This is a genomic window from Bradyrhizobium erythrophlei (assembly GCF_900142985.1).
In the GTDB taxonomy this organism is placed as follows: Bacteria; Pseudomonadota; Alphaproteobacteria; order Rhizobiales; family Xanthobacteraceae; genus Bradyrhizobium; species Bradyrhizobium erythrophlei_B.
The window spans coordinates 229324-243547 of record NZ_LT670849.1 but is presented as its reverse complement, the minus strand read 5'-3'; the positions used below and the strand labels follow the sequence as shown (position 1 = coordinate 243547).

The window sequence follows — 14224 nt, the reverse complement described above, 5'->3', positions numbered from 1 at the left end:
TTACTGGGCTTTCACCGCGCCGCGCAATCCCGCTTGCTCGGCTGAGCGCGCCACGAGGCCGCTGGTCTGCACATCCTCAACGAACTGCTTGATATATTCCAGTCCGGCCTCGTGACCCTTCGGAATTGCGACAGCGAGGTGTTCCTCGCCCCATCGTCCCTCCAGGATCCGTGCGCCCTGCATCTGGTCGGACATCTCGAACAAAGTCGGTTTGTTGGTGGCGTAGGTATCGATCTCGCCATGCGTCAGCATTTCGATGCCGCGCTTGTAATTCTGTGCGGGCACCACGACCGCATTCGGCAGCAGTTTTGGAATAGCACCCTGCGACGTGCTGTTTTGCGTGACGCCGATGCGAAGGCCGGGCTTCTCGACGTCGGCAACGGTTGTGATCGGGGAGCTCGCCGTGACGAGATAGCCGAGCTCGATCGTCAGCAATGTCTGGCTGAACGCGACCTGCGCGGCGCGGGCAGGCGTGGAGTTGCTGACGGTGAAGTCGACCTCTCCCTTGATCACGCCGTCGAGCACCTCGGAAATCCGCTGATAGCTGACCTGCTCGAACGGGACGTTGAGGCGTTTGGCGAGTTCCTGGCCCAAATCGAAACTCAGGCCGTGGAATTCGCCGGTCTTGCTGTCACGAACCAGCGACGTCGGACTGCCGTAGTAGACGCCGATACGGAGTTTGCCCGTGGGCGCCAGTATCGCCCGCGCATCCTCTGCGAAGGCACTGAGGGCGGAAACGGTGAGGGCGACGGCTGCCATGACAGCGGTGATGCAACGAACCATGAATGGCTCCCCGGAAATACGCCAACGCGTCTTGTCGACCGGCGCCTGATTTTGGCGCGAGGGAAGCGCAATCATACCCCTGTTGCAACATGAATTGTTTGCAAGTCCTTATGCGCCCACGGCTACGCGCCGGCGCCATGAGGCATCGAAGACCTCCAGACCGGCGAGCACGGCGCCGATCTGGAGTTTGCTTAAAGCTCAGTAGCGATCCTGCTGAGCGCGGAAGGCGAGCGAGGCACGGAGTTCGGCAATCGCCGCGCGCGATGCCTGGATCGCCGCCGCCTTGTGGCCACCGAAATTATTCGGCGCCGCTTCCAGATAGCCTATCGCGTCTTCGAGATTTTCGATGGCACGCACGATCCGCGGATGTGCCGCGGCTTCGCTTCTCACGGTTTGAGCATTCGCAGCCGGTGCGCTGAGCGAGATAACCATGAGGCCGGTGGAAAGGGCTAATGCAAGTTTTTTCACGACGTTCTCCTGATTGCTGATCGATGATTCATTTTCCCCCTGCACGTCGTTAGTCGTTCCGAACTTAATGCGACATGAATGCTCGCGCGACGGTTGATGAACGCGCGCGGCACCTTTGATGAGCCTCACAAAAAATTTACGGCGCATGTCATCGACATGACATGCGCCGTTCATCGCGATGAATATTCGGCGGGATGAGGCAGCCCGCTGCCTCTACAGCGTTACGACAATCTTGCCGAGATGCTGATTGGCATCCATGCGCTCGAACGCCTTGCCGATGTCATCGAAGGCAAACACCTTGTCGATCGGAAGTTGCAGCTTGCGCGATTCCACCGCAGGCCATAGGTCGCTGCTGGCGAGCCTGAAAATCTCCCGGATTTCCTCGATCGAACGGCTGCGGAAGGTGACGCCGATATAGTTGATGCGCCGCGCCGCGTGCAGGTCGAAATTGAAATCGGCGTGCGTGCCGCCGAGCCGGCCGACATTGACGATACGGCCTTTTACTTTGGTCGCTTTCAGGTTCTGGCTCGCGACCTTTCCCGAGACCTGATCGACGATGAGGTCGACGCCTTCGCCTGAGGTTGCCTGCAAGACTTGTTCGACCCAGGCCGGGTCGCCGGAATCTACCGCAAGATCGGCGCCGAACTCTTTCAGGCGCGCGCGACGGTTCGCGTCGGTGGAGGAGCCGACGACAAGCTTGGCGCCCTTGAATTTGGCGATCTGCATCGCCATCAGGCCAACGCCGGAGCTCGCGCCCTGGATCATCACGCTCTGTCCGGACTGCAGGCCGCCGACGGTGACGACCGCGTTGTGCATGGTGGTGATTGCGATCGGGAGCGTGCAGGCCTCGTCGAAATTCATGTTCGAGGGCGCGCGGAACAATCGGCCGTGATCGGCCAGCGTATATTCGGCGAAAGCGGCCGCGCCCGAACCCATCACCTTGTCGCCGACCTTGACGCCCCTGGCATCCGGGCCGAGTTCGGCGACTTCGCCGGACCATTCCATGCCGAGGACGGTGCCGACGCCGCCGGCGCCGCCGTGCACGTGGCCCTTGGTCATGCCGAGATCGGCGCGGTTGAGGCCACAGGCATGGACGCGGATCAGGACCTGCGCACCTTTCGGTGATGGCTTGGCGATATCGGCGATTTCAGCGCCATTGGCGCCGTAGACATAGGCCTTCATACTGACATTCCCGGTTGAGCGTGACCTGCTTGAGGGCTAGCGGTCCGATTCTAACATTCGCATCCCTTCTCAACGGGCACTTTGCGAATGTTAGAATCAAAGGACCACTAGCAAATATAAATTTCTAGTGGAGTTTTGGATTTGACATTCGCTTACCGAATTTGCGGCTGGGTGGGTAGCGAATGTCAAATCCACTCCACTAGTAGGTATCGCGCTCCGACCGATAAATGTCCATCATCGCAACCTGCAACGCCGCGTGATCAGGCAAAGGCCGGCGTTTTCGCCGCAACTGGCGCTGGCGTGCAGCCGAGCCCCGCCACCTTGGCCCGCTGGACGACGAGCGCGAGCACGGCGTCGAGCGCCGGCGTCGCCGTCTCTGTCAGGCGTCCCATTTCCTGCACGACCGAAACCAGCGGCTGGATTTCCATTGGCCGGCCGCGTTCGAGATCCTGCAACATCGAGGTCTTGTGTGCGCCGACCTTGCGCGCGCCTTCGATCCGCCGCTCGACGTCGACGCGAAACCTGACGCCGAATTTTTCAGCGATGGTCTGGCTTTCGATCATGATCGCCTTCGACAGCGCGCGGGTCGCGGGATCGGAGCAGATCACATCGAGCGTTGCATGCGTCAGCGCGCTGATCGGGTTGAGGCACACATTGCCCCAGAGCTTCAGCCAGATCTCGTCGCGGATGCGATCGAGCACCGGCGCCTGCATGCCGGCCGCGCTGAAGAGGGCAGACAGGCGGGTGACGTCCTCCGTCGTTTCGCCCGATGGCTCGCCGATCGGAAAACGGTCACCATAGACGTGCTGGATCACGCCGGGCGCCACGATCTCGGTTGCGGGGTAAACGATGCAGCCGATCGCGCGCTCGGGGCCCAGCTCGCGCCATTGCCGCCCGCCGGGATCGATGCTCTCCAGCGTCGATCCCTCGTAAGCACCACCGTGCTTGTAGAAATACCAGTAGGGAATGCCGTTGACCGCGGTGACGATGCGGGTTCGCGGCCCGATCAGGGGCCTCATTGCATCGATGACGCCGGTGATCGAATGCGCCTTCAGGCAGATGATGACGAAATCCTGATGACCGAGTTCGGTCGGATTGTCAGTGCAGCGGGGATGAACCACGCGCTCTTCATTCCCGATCAAAAGTTTCAATCCGTTGGCGCGCATCGCGGCCAGGTGCGGGCCACGGGCGACCAGGCTCACATCGGCGCCAGCGCGCATGAACTCGACCCCGAGATAACCGCCGATCGCACCGGCGCCGTAAATGCAAACCTTCATGAGACCCACCTCGAGCTGGACTTGAGAAATCGGGACACGTCACCGCAATGCGCGGAAACGGGGTTTCCGAGCTGAAGATAAATGGGAAGAGAGGAGGGGCCTTACGCCGAAGCGGCGAACACCGTGGCCATGGCCTCTTCGTCGAAAGCCGTCGAAATGTCGCGAATGCTGACCACGCCGCACAGGCTGTGATTGTCGATCACGGGCAAATGGCGGATGTGATGCTTGTTCATCAGATGCCTGACATCTTCCAGCGTGTCGTCGGAGCTGCACCACACCAGTTGCTGAACCGAGATCAGTTGCGAGACCTTCATGTTGATGCCGGCCGCGCCGTGCTCAGCGATGGCGCGCACGACGTCGCGCTCGGTGAACATGCCGACGGCGGTGTTGCCCTCGGTGCGCACGACGTCCTTGACCACGAGGGCGCTGACATTGCTGGCGCGCATCACTTGCGCGGCGATGCCAACGGTCTCGTTCATTCGAATGGTTGAAATGCGCGCGGCTTTTTTGCGCAGGATGTCTCCGACTTTCATCGCAAGCTCCTCCAGGTCACCCGATCAGTAGGGCACCAGATTGGTATACGTTATGCCAATTGTCAATTCGTTCGTGAGGATGATTTCGCAAGAAAGAATGGCAGTATCTCTGACGTTTCGCCCAGGAAAGCTTCTGCAACCGATAACGCTCAAGGCATCATTTGTATTTTGTATGCCAGTCCTTCGGACAAAAAGAGAGAGGCGCAAATGATGCGCCTCTCTCGATCGATCAGACGTTCAGGCCACCTTAGCGGTGCCGCTTCTAGCCGACGCCTCGGCCGTTGCCTCGCTGCCGAGAATGAAGGCGCGCCGCATCGGCTTGATCACGAACACGGCCAGCAGGGCTGCGGTGGCGTTGAGCGCCACAGCGATGACGAACACCGCCTGCCAGCCGTATTTGGCCGACACGATGCTCGCGAGCGGCACGAGCAGCGCCGCCGTTCCCTTCGCCGTGTAAAGCATGCCGTTATTGGTGGTGGCGAACTTTACCCCGAACGTGTCGCCGCTGGTGGCGGGGAACAGGCTGTAGATCTCTCCGAACACGCCGAAATAGACCGCCGTGGCCAAAACGAAGACGATCGGAATGTGACCGTAGACCGACAGCACCAGCAGCATGGCCGCGGCCGTGCCGAAGGCGATGAACATGGTGTTCTCGCGTCCGATGTTGTCGGAGACGAAGCCGAAGAACGGCCGGCCGAAGCCGTCGAAGATGCGGTCGAGCGAGATCGCAAAAGTCAGCGCCGCCATCTGGAAGCCGAGCATGCTGACGGGTTCGTTGGCGATCTTGAAGTCATGCGCGATCGGCGCGATCTGGGCAGCCGTCATCAACCCGCCCGAGGCGACCATCACGAAGGTGAGGTACATGACCCAGAAGATTGGTGCGCGCAGCACCTGTGGCGGCGTGAAGTCGACCTTGGTTTGCGGCAGGTTGAGCTTCTTCTTCTTGACCGGCATGGATACCGTCGGCGGCCGCAGGAAGAAGGCCATAACAAAGACGATGAGTCCTTGCCCAATGCCGAAGTTGAAGAAAGCGCTTTCATAGCCGCTCGTTGCGATCATTTTCGCAATCGGGGCGACGGTGAGCGCGGCGCCTGCGCCGAATCCGGCTGCGGTCGCGCCCGCAGCGAGGCCGCGATGGTCAGGAAACCATTTCAGCGCATTGCCGACGCAGGTGCCGTAGACCGCGCCGGCGCCGATGCCACCGAGCACGGCGGCGAAATAGAGCATCGGCAGCGAGCTGGCATAGGAGTTGACCACCCAGGCGATCGCCACCATGACGCCGCCAAACGCGATCACGACGCGCGGGCCGTATTTGTCGACGAACCACGCTTCGACCGGCACGAGCCAGGTCTCCGTCACGACAAAGAGCGTGAAAGCCAACTGGATTGCAGCACGGCCCCAATGATACTTTTGATCGATTGGATCGACGAAAAGCGTCCAGCCATATTGCAAGTTCGCGACCATCGCCATGCAGACGATGCCCATCGCAAGCTGCATCCAGCGGAAGTATGCCCCCTGTGGGGCTACGGCTTCTGAAGTGGGCTCCATATATCCTCCCCTGGTACGCTTTTGTTTTATGTAATCGGCGTGACCGGTCTGCGCATATTGGTATGTGATATGCCAGAGCGCAAGGGCCTTGTTAGGTACGCTTGGTCGCAGGCGGCATTTGCCCAATAAAAAAGACCCCGGAAAAAGCCGGGGTCTTTTTTATTGGAAGTTCTTAAATCGGCGGCGCCGATGCCTCAGAGCCCGAAATAGGGCAAATCGCCGTTGCGGTCAGCGATGCGGGCGTTCGTCATCAGGACATGGTCGATCAACGCGAGCAAGCGGCCGAACCAGGTGGTGGGGGACGAGAGGGCGATAGAAGCAGTCTTGGACATTGTCATTTCCTTGCAGCGGTAAGTAACGCTGTGGGCAACATAGGTATACCAGATGCCAGTGGCAATTCTTTTGTTTGCATAGCAGCATGTTCGTCTTGCAATGCAACATAAATGATGCCATTTGCGGTTCAAATCGGTAGCTAAGCCGTTGAGCCAAAAGAAAAAGGCCGCCGGAAGCAGGCTGTGTGAGAACTGGGGCAAATCAGATAGAGAGGCCGCATCATTAATGATGCGGCCTTTTTCATGCGCTACATTCGAGGTGGGGACCGTAACCAGGCGAGTTTTTTGCCGGCACGGATCGATGATTACGTTGCCGCTGATGCGGCGGTGCGGGTAATCGATGCCTTTGTTGAAGGTCTCGATATGTTCGGGCTCGGCTTGGTTCGAGCGACACCGGCGGCGACCGGGCGGCCCGGCTATGACCCGCGCGATCTTCTGAAGCTCTATATCTACGGGTACCTCAACGAGGTTCGTTCGAGCCGCAAGCTGGAACGCGAGTGCCGGCGCAATGTCGAACTGATGTGGCTGTTGGGGCGGCTTGCCCCCGACTTCAAAACAATTGCGGACTTTCGGCGGGACAATGCAGCCGGGATCGTAGGGGCATGCCGGGCCTTCGTGCTGTTCTGCCGCGAGCAGGGACTATTTGCGGCCCGTCTGGTGGCCCTCGACGGTTCGAAGTTCCGGGCGGTGGCGAGCGCCAAGCGGATTATGGGCGAACGCAAGGTCGCCGAAGAGGCCGGCCGGATCGATCAACAGATCGCGGCTTATCTTGCCAACCTCGACAGCATCGATGCGGGCGAGCGGGCCGATAGCGATGCGGAACAAACGGCTGCGGCTCTCCAGGCTCTCAGGGCACGCCGCACCGACCTTGATGCTCTGGCGGCGCGACTTAAGGCGGAAGATCGGACTAGTCTTGTAGAAGGTGAGCTCGATGCGCGGCCGATGGGTAAAGGGGCAGGCTCCAAGCCTCCTTCCTACAATGTCCAGACGGCGGTCGATGCTGCGACGGGGCTGATCGTCCACCATGAGGTTACAACCGAACCCACCGACAACCGGCTGCTCCATCCGATGGCCAAGGCGACGAAGGATGCGGTGGCGGCCGATACGCTCACGGTGGTGGCGGACGCTGGCTATTCGAACGGAGCAGACGCGGCAGCCTGCGAGAACGATGGCATCACGCCTTGTGTGCCAGCGAACCGGGCCGTCAACAATCAAGGCGACTTCTTCGACCGCACGGCCTTCATCTATGAGCCGCAAACCGACAGTTTTCGTTGTCCGGCGGGCCGAACACTGGTGCGCAAGCAAATCCTCACCAGAAAGCAGAGCGTCTTGTATATCGCCGACGATTGTTCGGGTTGCGCGCTCAAGCCGAGATGCACCCGCGTCGAGCGCCGCTTCGTTCAAAGACACCTTTACGAGGACGCGCTTCAACGCATGAATGCCCGCGTCGAAGCCGATCCACACCTCATGCGGCAGCGGCGATGCGCGGCTGAACACCCGTTCGGAACCATCAAGCGGATGACGGCTGGCGGCAGGTTCCTCACCCGAGGCCTTACCAACGTCAAGACTGAAGCCGCCCTCAGCGTTCTTGTCTACAACATCATGCGGGTCATCAATCTCATCGGCTCGCAAAGCCTCAAGATTAGGCTCGCCTGACCCTAAAAATTAAAAAAAGAGGCCCCGGATCACCGCAGCCTCGCGTTTCCACACAGCCTGGAAGCGGCGGCCTTTTGAGGCTTTCAGATTGTCTCGCTTTACTCGGCCGCTTGCTTGCGCGGCGGGTCGAGTGCTCCCGAATCGTGGATTTCCTTCACCTGATGGTCGGAGAAGCCGAGCACCTGGCGCAGGATTTCGTCGGTGTGTTCGCCGAGCAGCGGCGAGCGCTTTACCTCGCTCGGTGAGTCCGAGAGCTTGATCGGATTACCGACCGAGAGGTACTTGCCACGCGTCGGATGGTCGACTTCGACCACGGTGCCGGTAGCGCGCAGCGACTGGTCTTCGGCGAGTTCCTTCATCGACAGGATCGGACCGCAGGGGATGTCGTCCTTGTTGAGAATGTCCATGGCCTCGAACTTGGTCTTGGTCATGGTCCATTGTTCGATACGCGCGAAGATTTCGTTCAGGCGCGACAACCGGGCCGGGGGCTTGGCGTAGTTGGGATCCGTCTTCCAGGTCGGTTCGCCGATCACGTCGCAGATCTTTTCCCAGACTGGCGCCTGGGTGATGAAATAGATGTAAGCATTCGGATCGGTTTCCCAGCCCTTGCATTTGAGGATGCGGCCGGGCTGCCCGCCGCCGGAATCGTTGCCGGCACGCGGCACGGCATCGCCGAACGGAATGCCTTCGCCGAACTGGCTGTATTCCTTGAGCGGGCCGTGAGCCAGACGCTGCTGATCGCGCAGCTTGACGCGCGCGAGATTCAGCACACCGTCCTGCATCGCCACAGTGACGCGCTGACCCTGTCCGGTCATGGTGCGCTGATAGAGCGCGGCGACGATGCCGAGCCCAAGATGCAGCCCGGTGCCGCTGTCGCCGATCTGCGCGCCGGTCACGAGCGGCAGACCGTCGCGGAAGCCCGTGGTCGATGCCGACCCGCCGGTGCATTGCGCGACGTTTTCGTAGACCTTGCAGTCTTCGTAAGGTCCGGGACCAAAGCCCTTGATCGAGGCCACGATCATTTTCGGGTTGATGCTGTGGATCTTCTCCCACGGGAAACCCATGCGATCGAGCACGCCCGGACCGAAATTCTCGACCAGAACGTCGCACGACTTGATCAGCGCCGTCAGGACTTCCTTGCCCTTCGGGTTCTTGGTGTCGAGCGTGATCGAACGCTTGTTGTGATTGAGCATGGTGAAATACAGGCTGTCCACGTTCGGAACGTCCTGCAATTGTCCGCGGGTGATGTCACCGACGCCGGGACGCTCTACCTTGATGACGTCGGCGCCGAACCAGGCCAGCAGCTGCGTACAGGTCGGTCCCGACTGGACGTGGGTGAAATCGAGAATGCGAACGCCCTTGAGCGCCTTGGTCATGGTCTTACTCCCGTCTCGTATCTGTTTTCCCCGCTAAAAGGGGGATGCGTGAACTGGTCAGGCTTTCTTCTTGAGCGCACTCTGCGGATTGAGGTTGCCGATGCGTCCGCTCTCGGAGCCGGCGGCCGGGTCGATCACCGCGTTGATCAGCGTTGGCTTGCCGGAATCCATCGCCGCATTCACGGCGCGCTTGAGTTCATCCGGTGTCGTCGCATTGACGCCGACGCCGCCGAACGCCTCCATCATCTTGTCGTAGCGCGAGCCGGCGACGAAAACGGTGGTCGCCGGATCGGCGCCGCCGCTCTTGTTGACGTCGGTGCCGCGATAGATGCCGTTGTTGTTGAAGATCACGACGCAGACCGGCAGGTTGTAACGGCAGATGGTCTCGACCTCCATGCCGCTGAAGCCGAAGGCGCTGTCGCCCTCAACCGCGAGCACGGGGTGGCCGGTTTCGACCGCGGCCGCGATCGCCTGACCCATGCCGATGCCCATGACGCCCCAGGTGCCGACGTCGAGCCGCTTGCGCGGCTTGTAGAGGTCGATCACGCCGCGCGCGAGGTCGAGCGTGTTGGCGCCTTCGTTGACGAGGATGGCGTCGGGCCGCTCCTTGATGATGGTCCGCAGCACGCCGAGCGCACCGTGATAGTCCATCGGCGAATTGTTGTTCATCAGGCGCGGCGCCATCTTGGCGACGTTCTCTTCGCGTTTGGTCGAGACCTTCTGCACCCAATCGGACGGACCCGCCGTCCAGCCGTTGCCCATCGCCGCCAGCAGCGCGGAGACGCAGGAGCCGATATCGCCCACCACGGGCGCGACGATCTCGACGTTGGAGTCCATTTCCTTGGGCTCGATGTCGATCTGGATGAATTTCTTAGGTAGCTCACCCCAGCTCTTGCCCTTGCCGTGCGACAACAGCCAGTTGAGGCGGGCGCCGATCAGCATCACCACGTCGGCTTCCTTCAGCACGGTGGAGCGCGCCGCGCCGGCGCACAGCGGATGAAGATCGGGCAGCAGGCCCTTGGCCATGCTCATCGGCAGGAACGGGACGCCGCTCTTCTCGACAAGTGCGCGGATATCGTCATCGGCCTGCGCGTAGGCGGCACCCTTGCCGAGAATGATCAGCGGACGTTTTGCACCCTTGAGCACATCGAGCGCGCGCTTGATGGCGGAAGGTGCTGGGATCTGCGCGGGCGCGGCATCGATCACCTTGACCAGCGACTTGCGGCCGGCTTCGGCGTTCATCACTTGGCCGAACAGTTTTGCCGGCAGGTCGAGATAGACGCCGCCGGGGCGGCCGGAGACCGCGGCGCGGATGGCGCGCGCAAGGCCAATGCCGATATCGGCGGCGTGCAGCACGCGGAACGCGGCCTTGCACAGCGGTTTGGCGATCGCGAGCTGATCCATCTCTTCATAGTCGCCCTGTTGCAGGTCGACGATTTCGCGCTCGGACGAACCCGAGATCAGGATCATCGGGAAGCAGTTGGTGGTGGCGTGCGCCAGCGCCGTGAGGCCGTTGAGGAAGCCCGGCGCCGACACGGTGAGGCAGATGCCGGGTTTCTTGGTCAGGTAGCCCGCGATCGCGGCGGCGTAGCCCGCATTCTGTTCGTGGCGGAAGGAGAGCACGCGAATGCCTTCTTCCTGCGCCATGCGCCCGAAATCGGTGATCGGAATGCCCGGCACGCCGTAAATGGTCTTGATGTCATTGAGCTTGAGCGCGTCGATGATGAGGTGGAAGCCGTCCGTCAATTCCTGTTCGGTCTCGGCGGCCTTGGCATCGATGCTCTGTACTACTGCGGACATCCCGCTTCTCCTTGGTCGTTTTTTTGATGGGGACGAGATCGTCCCTGGTTGGTCAGAAATGATCGTGACGCCTAGAACAGTTCCTTGCCGTGCGCCTCGACAAAGGACGCAAGGCCCAAGGTATGATCGCGCGCCAGCCTTTCGGCGTGCTCGGTATCGCGCTGTTCGAGGGCGTCAATGATGGCCATATGCTCGGGCAGGGAGGCTGCAAGCCGCTCGATGCGTCCGATCGTCAGCTGGCGGAAGCCGCGCACGTGCAGAAGGATATCGTTGGTCATATCGACCAGCACCGGCGACTCGCTGAGTGCAATCAGCGCCTGGTGGAAAGCGATGTTGGCTTTCGAATATTCCTCGACGTGATGCTCGGGCAGGCGGTCCTTGCCGAAATCCTTGAAGAAGTCGCGCAGCGCCGAAATGTCTTTCTTGCGTGCGGTGGTCGTGATCAGTCGCGCCGCCATGCTCTCGAGCGCAGCCCAGGCGCGGATCATGTCGACGATTTCGCTCTTGGTCCGGCGCACCACCATGATGCCGCGGCGCGGCACGGTCTTGACGAAGCCGTCCTGCTCCAGCATCGCGATCGCTTCGCGAATGGGCGTGCGGCTGACGCCGAGGCGTTCGGAGAGCGCGCGCTCGTCGAGCATCACGGGCTCGGGCGTCGCATAGATGTCCATCTTGAGGATGGCTTCCTTCAGCGCCTCGTAAGCCTTGTTCTTGAAGCTCGTCTCCGGCACGATCCGGACTACGGCAATATCTGCGTCGGCCATGCTCACTGATGCCTTGATGGGTCTGGCGTTGGCGTATCTTATAAATAAAGAACCACAACAGTGTAATTTTTGGCATACCACATGCCAGAATGTCAAGTTGCCCCTGTTTTCAGCATTTCCGTGACTTGACAAGTTCGTTTCTGGCATACCAAATGCCATACGAGCCGATTTCTGCGGCTTGATCAAGCTGCAATAGACGCGCGCTAAGTGGTGCCCACCCCGGCGGCGGACTGAATCACGCCGGGCCGGAGACAATGCAGACCCCTGCATGTCCTGCCCGAGCCGAAAGAATTGAAGTCAAGGAGGAAGCTAATGTCGAATTCCAAAGATGCGGTCCGCAAAGTACTCGATGCAGTCAAAGCGGATAAGCGCACGAGCCTGACGGCGCCCGAAGGCAAGCTTGTTTGCGACGCCTATGGCATCCCGGTTCCCAAAGAGGGCGTCGCCAAGTCGGCGGCCGAGGCGGCCAAGCTGGCGTCCAGCATGGGCTTTCCGGTGGTGATGAAGATCGTCTCGCCGGACATCCTCCACAAGACCGAAGCTGGCGGCGTCGTGGTCGGCGTCAAGACGGCCGAAGACGCCCAGAAGACCTACGACACCATTCTCGCCAACGCCAAGAAGTATAAAGCCGACGCCAAGATTGAAGGCATCCAGGTTCAGCAGATGCTGGCCGGCGGCACTGAAGTCATCGTCGGGTCCATCACCGACGGCTCGTTCGGCAAGCTGGTCGCCTTTGGCCTCGGCGGCGTGCTGGTCGAAGTTCTCAAGGACGTGACCTTCCGTCTGGCGCCCGCGACCAAGGACGACGCGCTCTCGATGCTGGATGGCATCCAGGCCCACGAAATGCTGAGGGGCGTGCGCGGCGGTGACCCGGTCAACCGTGAGGCGCTCGCCGACGTCATCGTCAAGGTCTCGCAGCTCGTGAGCGATTTCCCCGAAATCGTCGAACTCGACCTCAACCCGGTGTTCGCCACCAAGAAGGACGCGATTGCCGCCGACGTGCGTATCGTCGTCGACTTCGACTACAAGCCGCGCGAGAAGCCGCGTCCGACCGAAGAGATCGTCGCCGCCATGAACCGCATCATGCAGCCGAAGGCGGTTGCGGTGATCGGTGCGTCGGCCGAGGACGGCAAGATCGGCAACTCCGTGATGAAGAACCTCATCAACGGCGGCTACAAGGGCGACATCTATCCGATCCATCCCAAGGCTGATGAGATCATGGGCCGCAAGGCCTACAAGAGCGTCAAGGACGTGCCGGGCGTGATCGATACGGCCGTGTTTGCGATCCCCGCGAAGTTTGTCGCGGGCGCTCTCGTCGAGTGCGGCGAGAAGAAGATTCCCGGCGCTGTTCTCATTCCCTCGGGCTTTGCCGAAGCGGGCGCACCGGAATTGCAGGCCGAGATCGTCGAAATCGGCAAGAAGTATAACGTCCGCCTGATGGGGCCGAACATCTACGGCTTCTACTATACGCCCGCCAATCTCTGCGCGACCTTCTGTACCGCTTACGACGTCAAGGGCCACGCCGCGCTGTCGTCGCAGTCGGGCGGCATTGGCATGGCGATCATCGGCTTCTCGCGCTCGGCCAAGATGGGCGTCTCGGCGATCGTCGGTCTCGGCAACAAGTCCGATATCGACGAAGACGATCTGCTTGCCTTCTTCGAGCAGGACCCGAACACCAACCTGATCGCGCAGCACTGCGAAGACCTCAAGGACGGCCGTGCGTTTGCCGAAGCCGCCAAGCGCGTCGCCAAGAAGAAGCCGGTGGTGGTGCTCAAGGCGGGCCGCACTTCTGCTGGTGCGAAGGCTGCCTCGTCGCACACTGGCGCGCTCGCCGGCAACGACAAGATCTACGAGGACGTGCTCAAGCAGTCCGGCGTGATCCGTGCCCGTTCGCTTCGGCAGTTGCTCGAATTCGCCCGCGGCATCCCGGTGCTGCCGACGCCGAAGGGCGAGAACGTGCTGATTATCACCGGTGCCGGCGGTTCGGGCGTGCTGCTGTCGGACTCCTGCGTCGATAACGGGCTATCGCTGATGGCGATGCCGCCCGACCTCGATGCGGCGTTCCGCAAGTTCATTCCGCCGTTCGGTGCGGCCGGCAACCCGGTCGACATCACCGGCGGCGAGCCGCCGATCACCTACGTCAATACGGTCAAGCTCGGCCTGTCGGACGATCGCATCCACTCGCTGATCCTCGGTTACTGGCACACGATCGTGACGCCGCCGATGGTGTTTGCGCGCAACATGGTCGAGGTGAAGAAGGAGATGGAAGCGAAGGGCTTCGTGAAGCCGATCGTAGCTTCCCTCGCCGGTGACATCGAAGTCGAGGAAGCCGCCGAATATCTCTACCAGAACGGCATCCCGGCCTACGCTTACTCGACCGAATTGCCGGTCGAGGTATTGGGCGCCAAGTACAAGTGGGCGCGCGGCGCAGGCCTGCTCTAAGTGACGTGACATGCCGCTCCGGACCAACCGGGGCGGCATTTTCTCTTTTGAAATTTGACGGCG

The 14224-nt window shown here is 61.1% G+C and carries 12 protein-coding genes; 2 read left to right on the top strand and 10 right to left on the bottom strand.

Annotated features, from left to right (window positions below):
* The 7 genes from BUA38_RS01075 to BUA38_RS37435 form a co-directional block, all read right to left on the bottom strand.
* Entirely contained in the window at positions 1 to 783 is a 783-nt protein-coding gene (locus BUA38_RS01075; RefSeq protein ID WP_072825717.1) for a transporter substrate-binding domain-containing protein, read from the bottom strand.
* A 198-nt stretch (positions 784 to 981) separates the two neighbouring features.
* On the bottom strand, positions 982 to 1425 hold the full coding sequence (locus tag BUA38_RS01070; protein ID WP_072816071.1) for a hypothetical protein: 444 nt from the start codon (positions 1423 to 1425) through the stop codon (positions 982 to 984).
* A 39-nt stretch (positions 1426 to 1464) separates the two neighbouring features.
* The gene (locus BUA38_RS01065) at positions 1465 to 2433 is read right to left on the bottom strand and encodes a quinone oxidoreductase family protein (RefSeq protein ID WP_072816069.1); all 969 of its coding nucleotides are present in this window, start codon (positions 2431 to 2433) and stop codon (positions 1465 to 1467) included.
* Positions 2434 to 2693: 260 nt separating this feature from the next.
* A complete protein-coding gene (locus BUA38_RS01060; protein ID WP_072816067.1) occupies positions 2694 to 3710 on the bottom strand; it encodes a 2-dehydropantoate 2-reductase in 1017 nt (338 codons plus the stop codon).
* Positions 3711 to 3811: 101 nt separating this feature from the next.
* A complete protein-coding gene (locus BUA38_RS01055; protein ID WP_072816064.1) occupies positions 3812 to 4243 on the bottom strand; it encodes a CBS domain-containing protein in 432 nt (143 codons plus the stop codon).
* Between the two features lie 237 nt (positions 4244 to 4480).
* Positions 4481 to 5791: an oxalate/formate MFS antiporter gene (oxlT, locus tag BUA38_RS01050; protein ID WP_072816062.1), complete on the bottom strand. Its 1311-nt coding sequence runs from the start codon at positions 5789 to 5791 to the stop codon at positions 4481 to 4483.
* Positions 5792 to 5985: 194 nt separating this feature from the next.
* On the bottom strand, positions 5986 to 6123 hold the full coding sequence (locus BUA38_RS37435) for a hypothetical protein (protein WP_172805960.1): 138 nt from the start codon (positions 6121 to 6123) through the stop codon (positions 5986 to 5988).
* 243 nt (positions 6124 to 6366) lie between these two features.
* Between BUA38_RS37435 and BUA38_RS01045 the strand changes: the two genes are divergently transcribed.
* Positions 6367 to 7779 (top strand): IS1182 family transposase, encoded by a 1413-nt coding sequence (locus tag BUA38_RS01045; protein WP_072816060.1) that lies wholly within the window; start codon positions 6367 to 6369, stop codon positions 7777 to 7779.
* Between the two features lie 98 nt (positions 7780 to 7877).
* Here the strand turns inward: BUA38_RS01045 and frc are convergent, their stop codons facing one another.
* The 3 genes from frc to BUA38_RS01030 all read right to left on the bottom strand — a co-directional run bounded on the left by frc (position 7878) and on the right by BUA38_RS01030 (position 11719).
* Positions 7878 to 9155, bottom strand: a complete 1278-nt coding sequence (gene frc, locus BUA38_RS01040; protein WP_072816057.1) for a formyl-CoA transferase — start codon at positions 9153 to 9155, stop codon at positions 7878 to 7880.
* A gap of 57 nt (positions 9156 to 9212) precedes the next feature.
* Positions 9213 to 10955: an oxalyl-CoA decarboxylase gene (gene oxc, locus BUA38_RS01035; protein ID WP_072816055.1), complete on the bottom strand. Its 1743-nt coding sequence runs from the start codon at positions 10953 to 10955 to the stop codon at positions 9213 to 9215.
* A gap of 71 nt (positions 10956 to 11026) precedes the next feature.
* On the bottom strand, positions 11027 to 11719 hold the full coding sequence (locus tag BUA38_RS01030) for a GntR family transcriptional regulator (protein ID WP_072816053.1): 693 nt from the start codon (positions 11717 to 11719) through the stop codon (positions 11027 to 11029).
* Between the two features lie 312 nt (positions 11720 to 12031).
* Between BUA38_RS01030 and BUA38_RS01025 the strand changes: the two genes are divergently transcribed.
* The gene (locus BUA38_RS01025; RefSeq protein WP_072816051.1) at positions 12032 to 14161 is read left to right on the top strand and encodes an acetate--CoA ligase family protein; all 2130 of its coding nucleotides are present in this window, start codon (positions 12032 to 12034) and stop codon (positions 14159 to 14161) included.
* Positions 14162 to 14224: the final 63 nt, after the last annotated feature.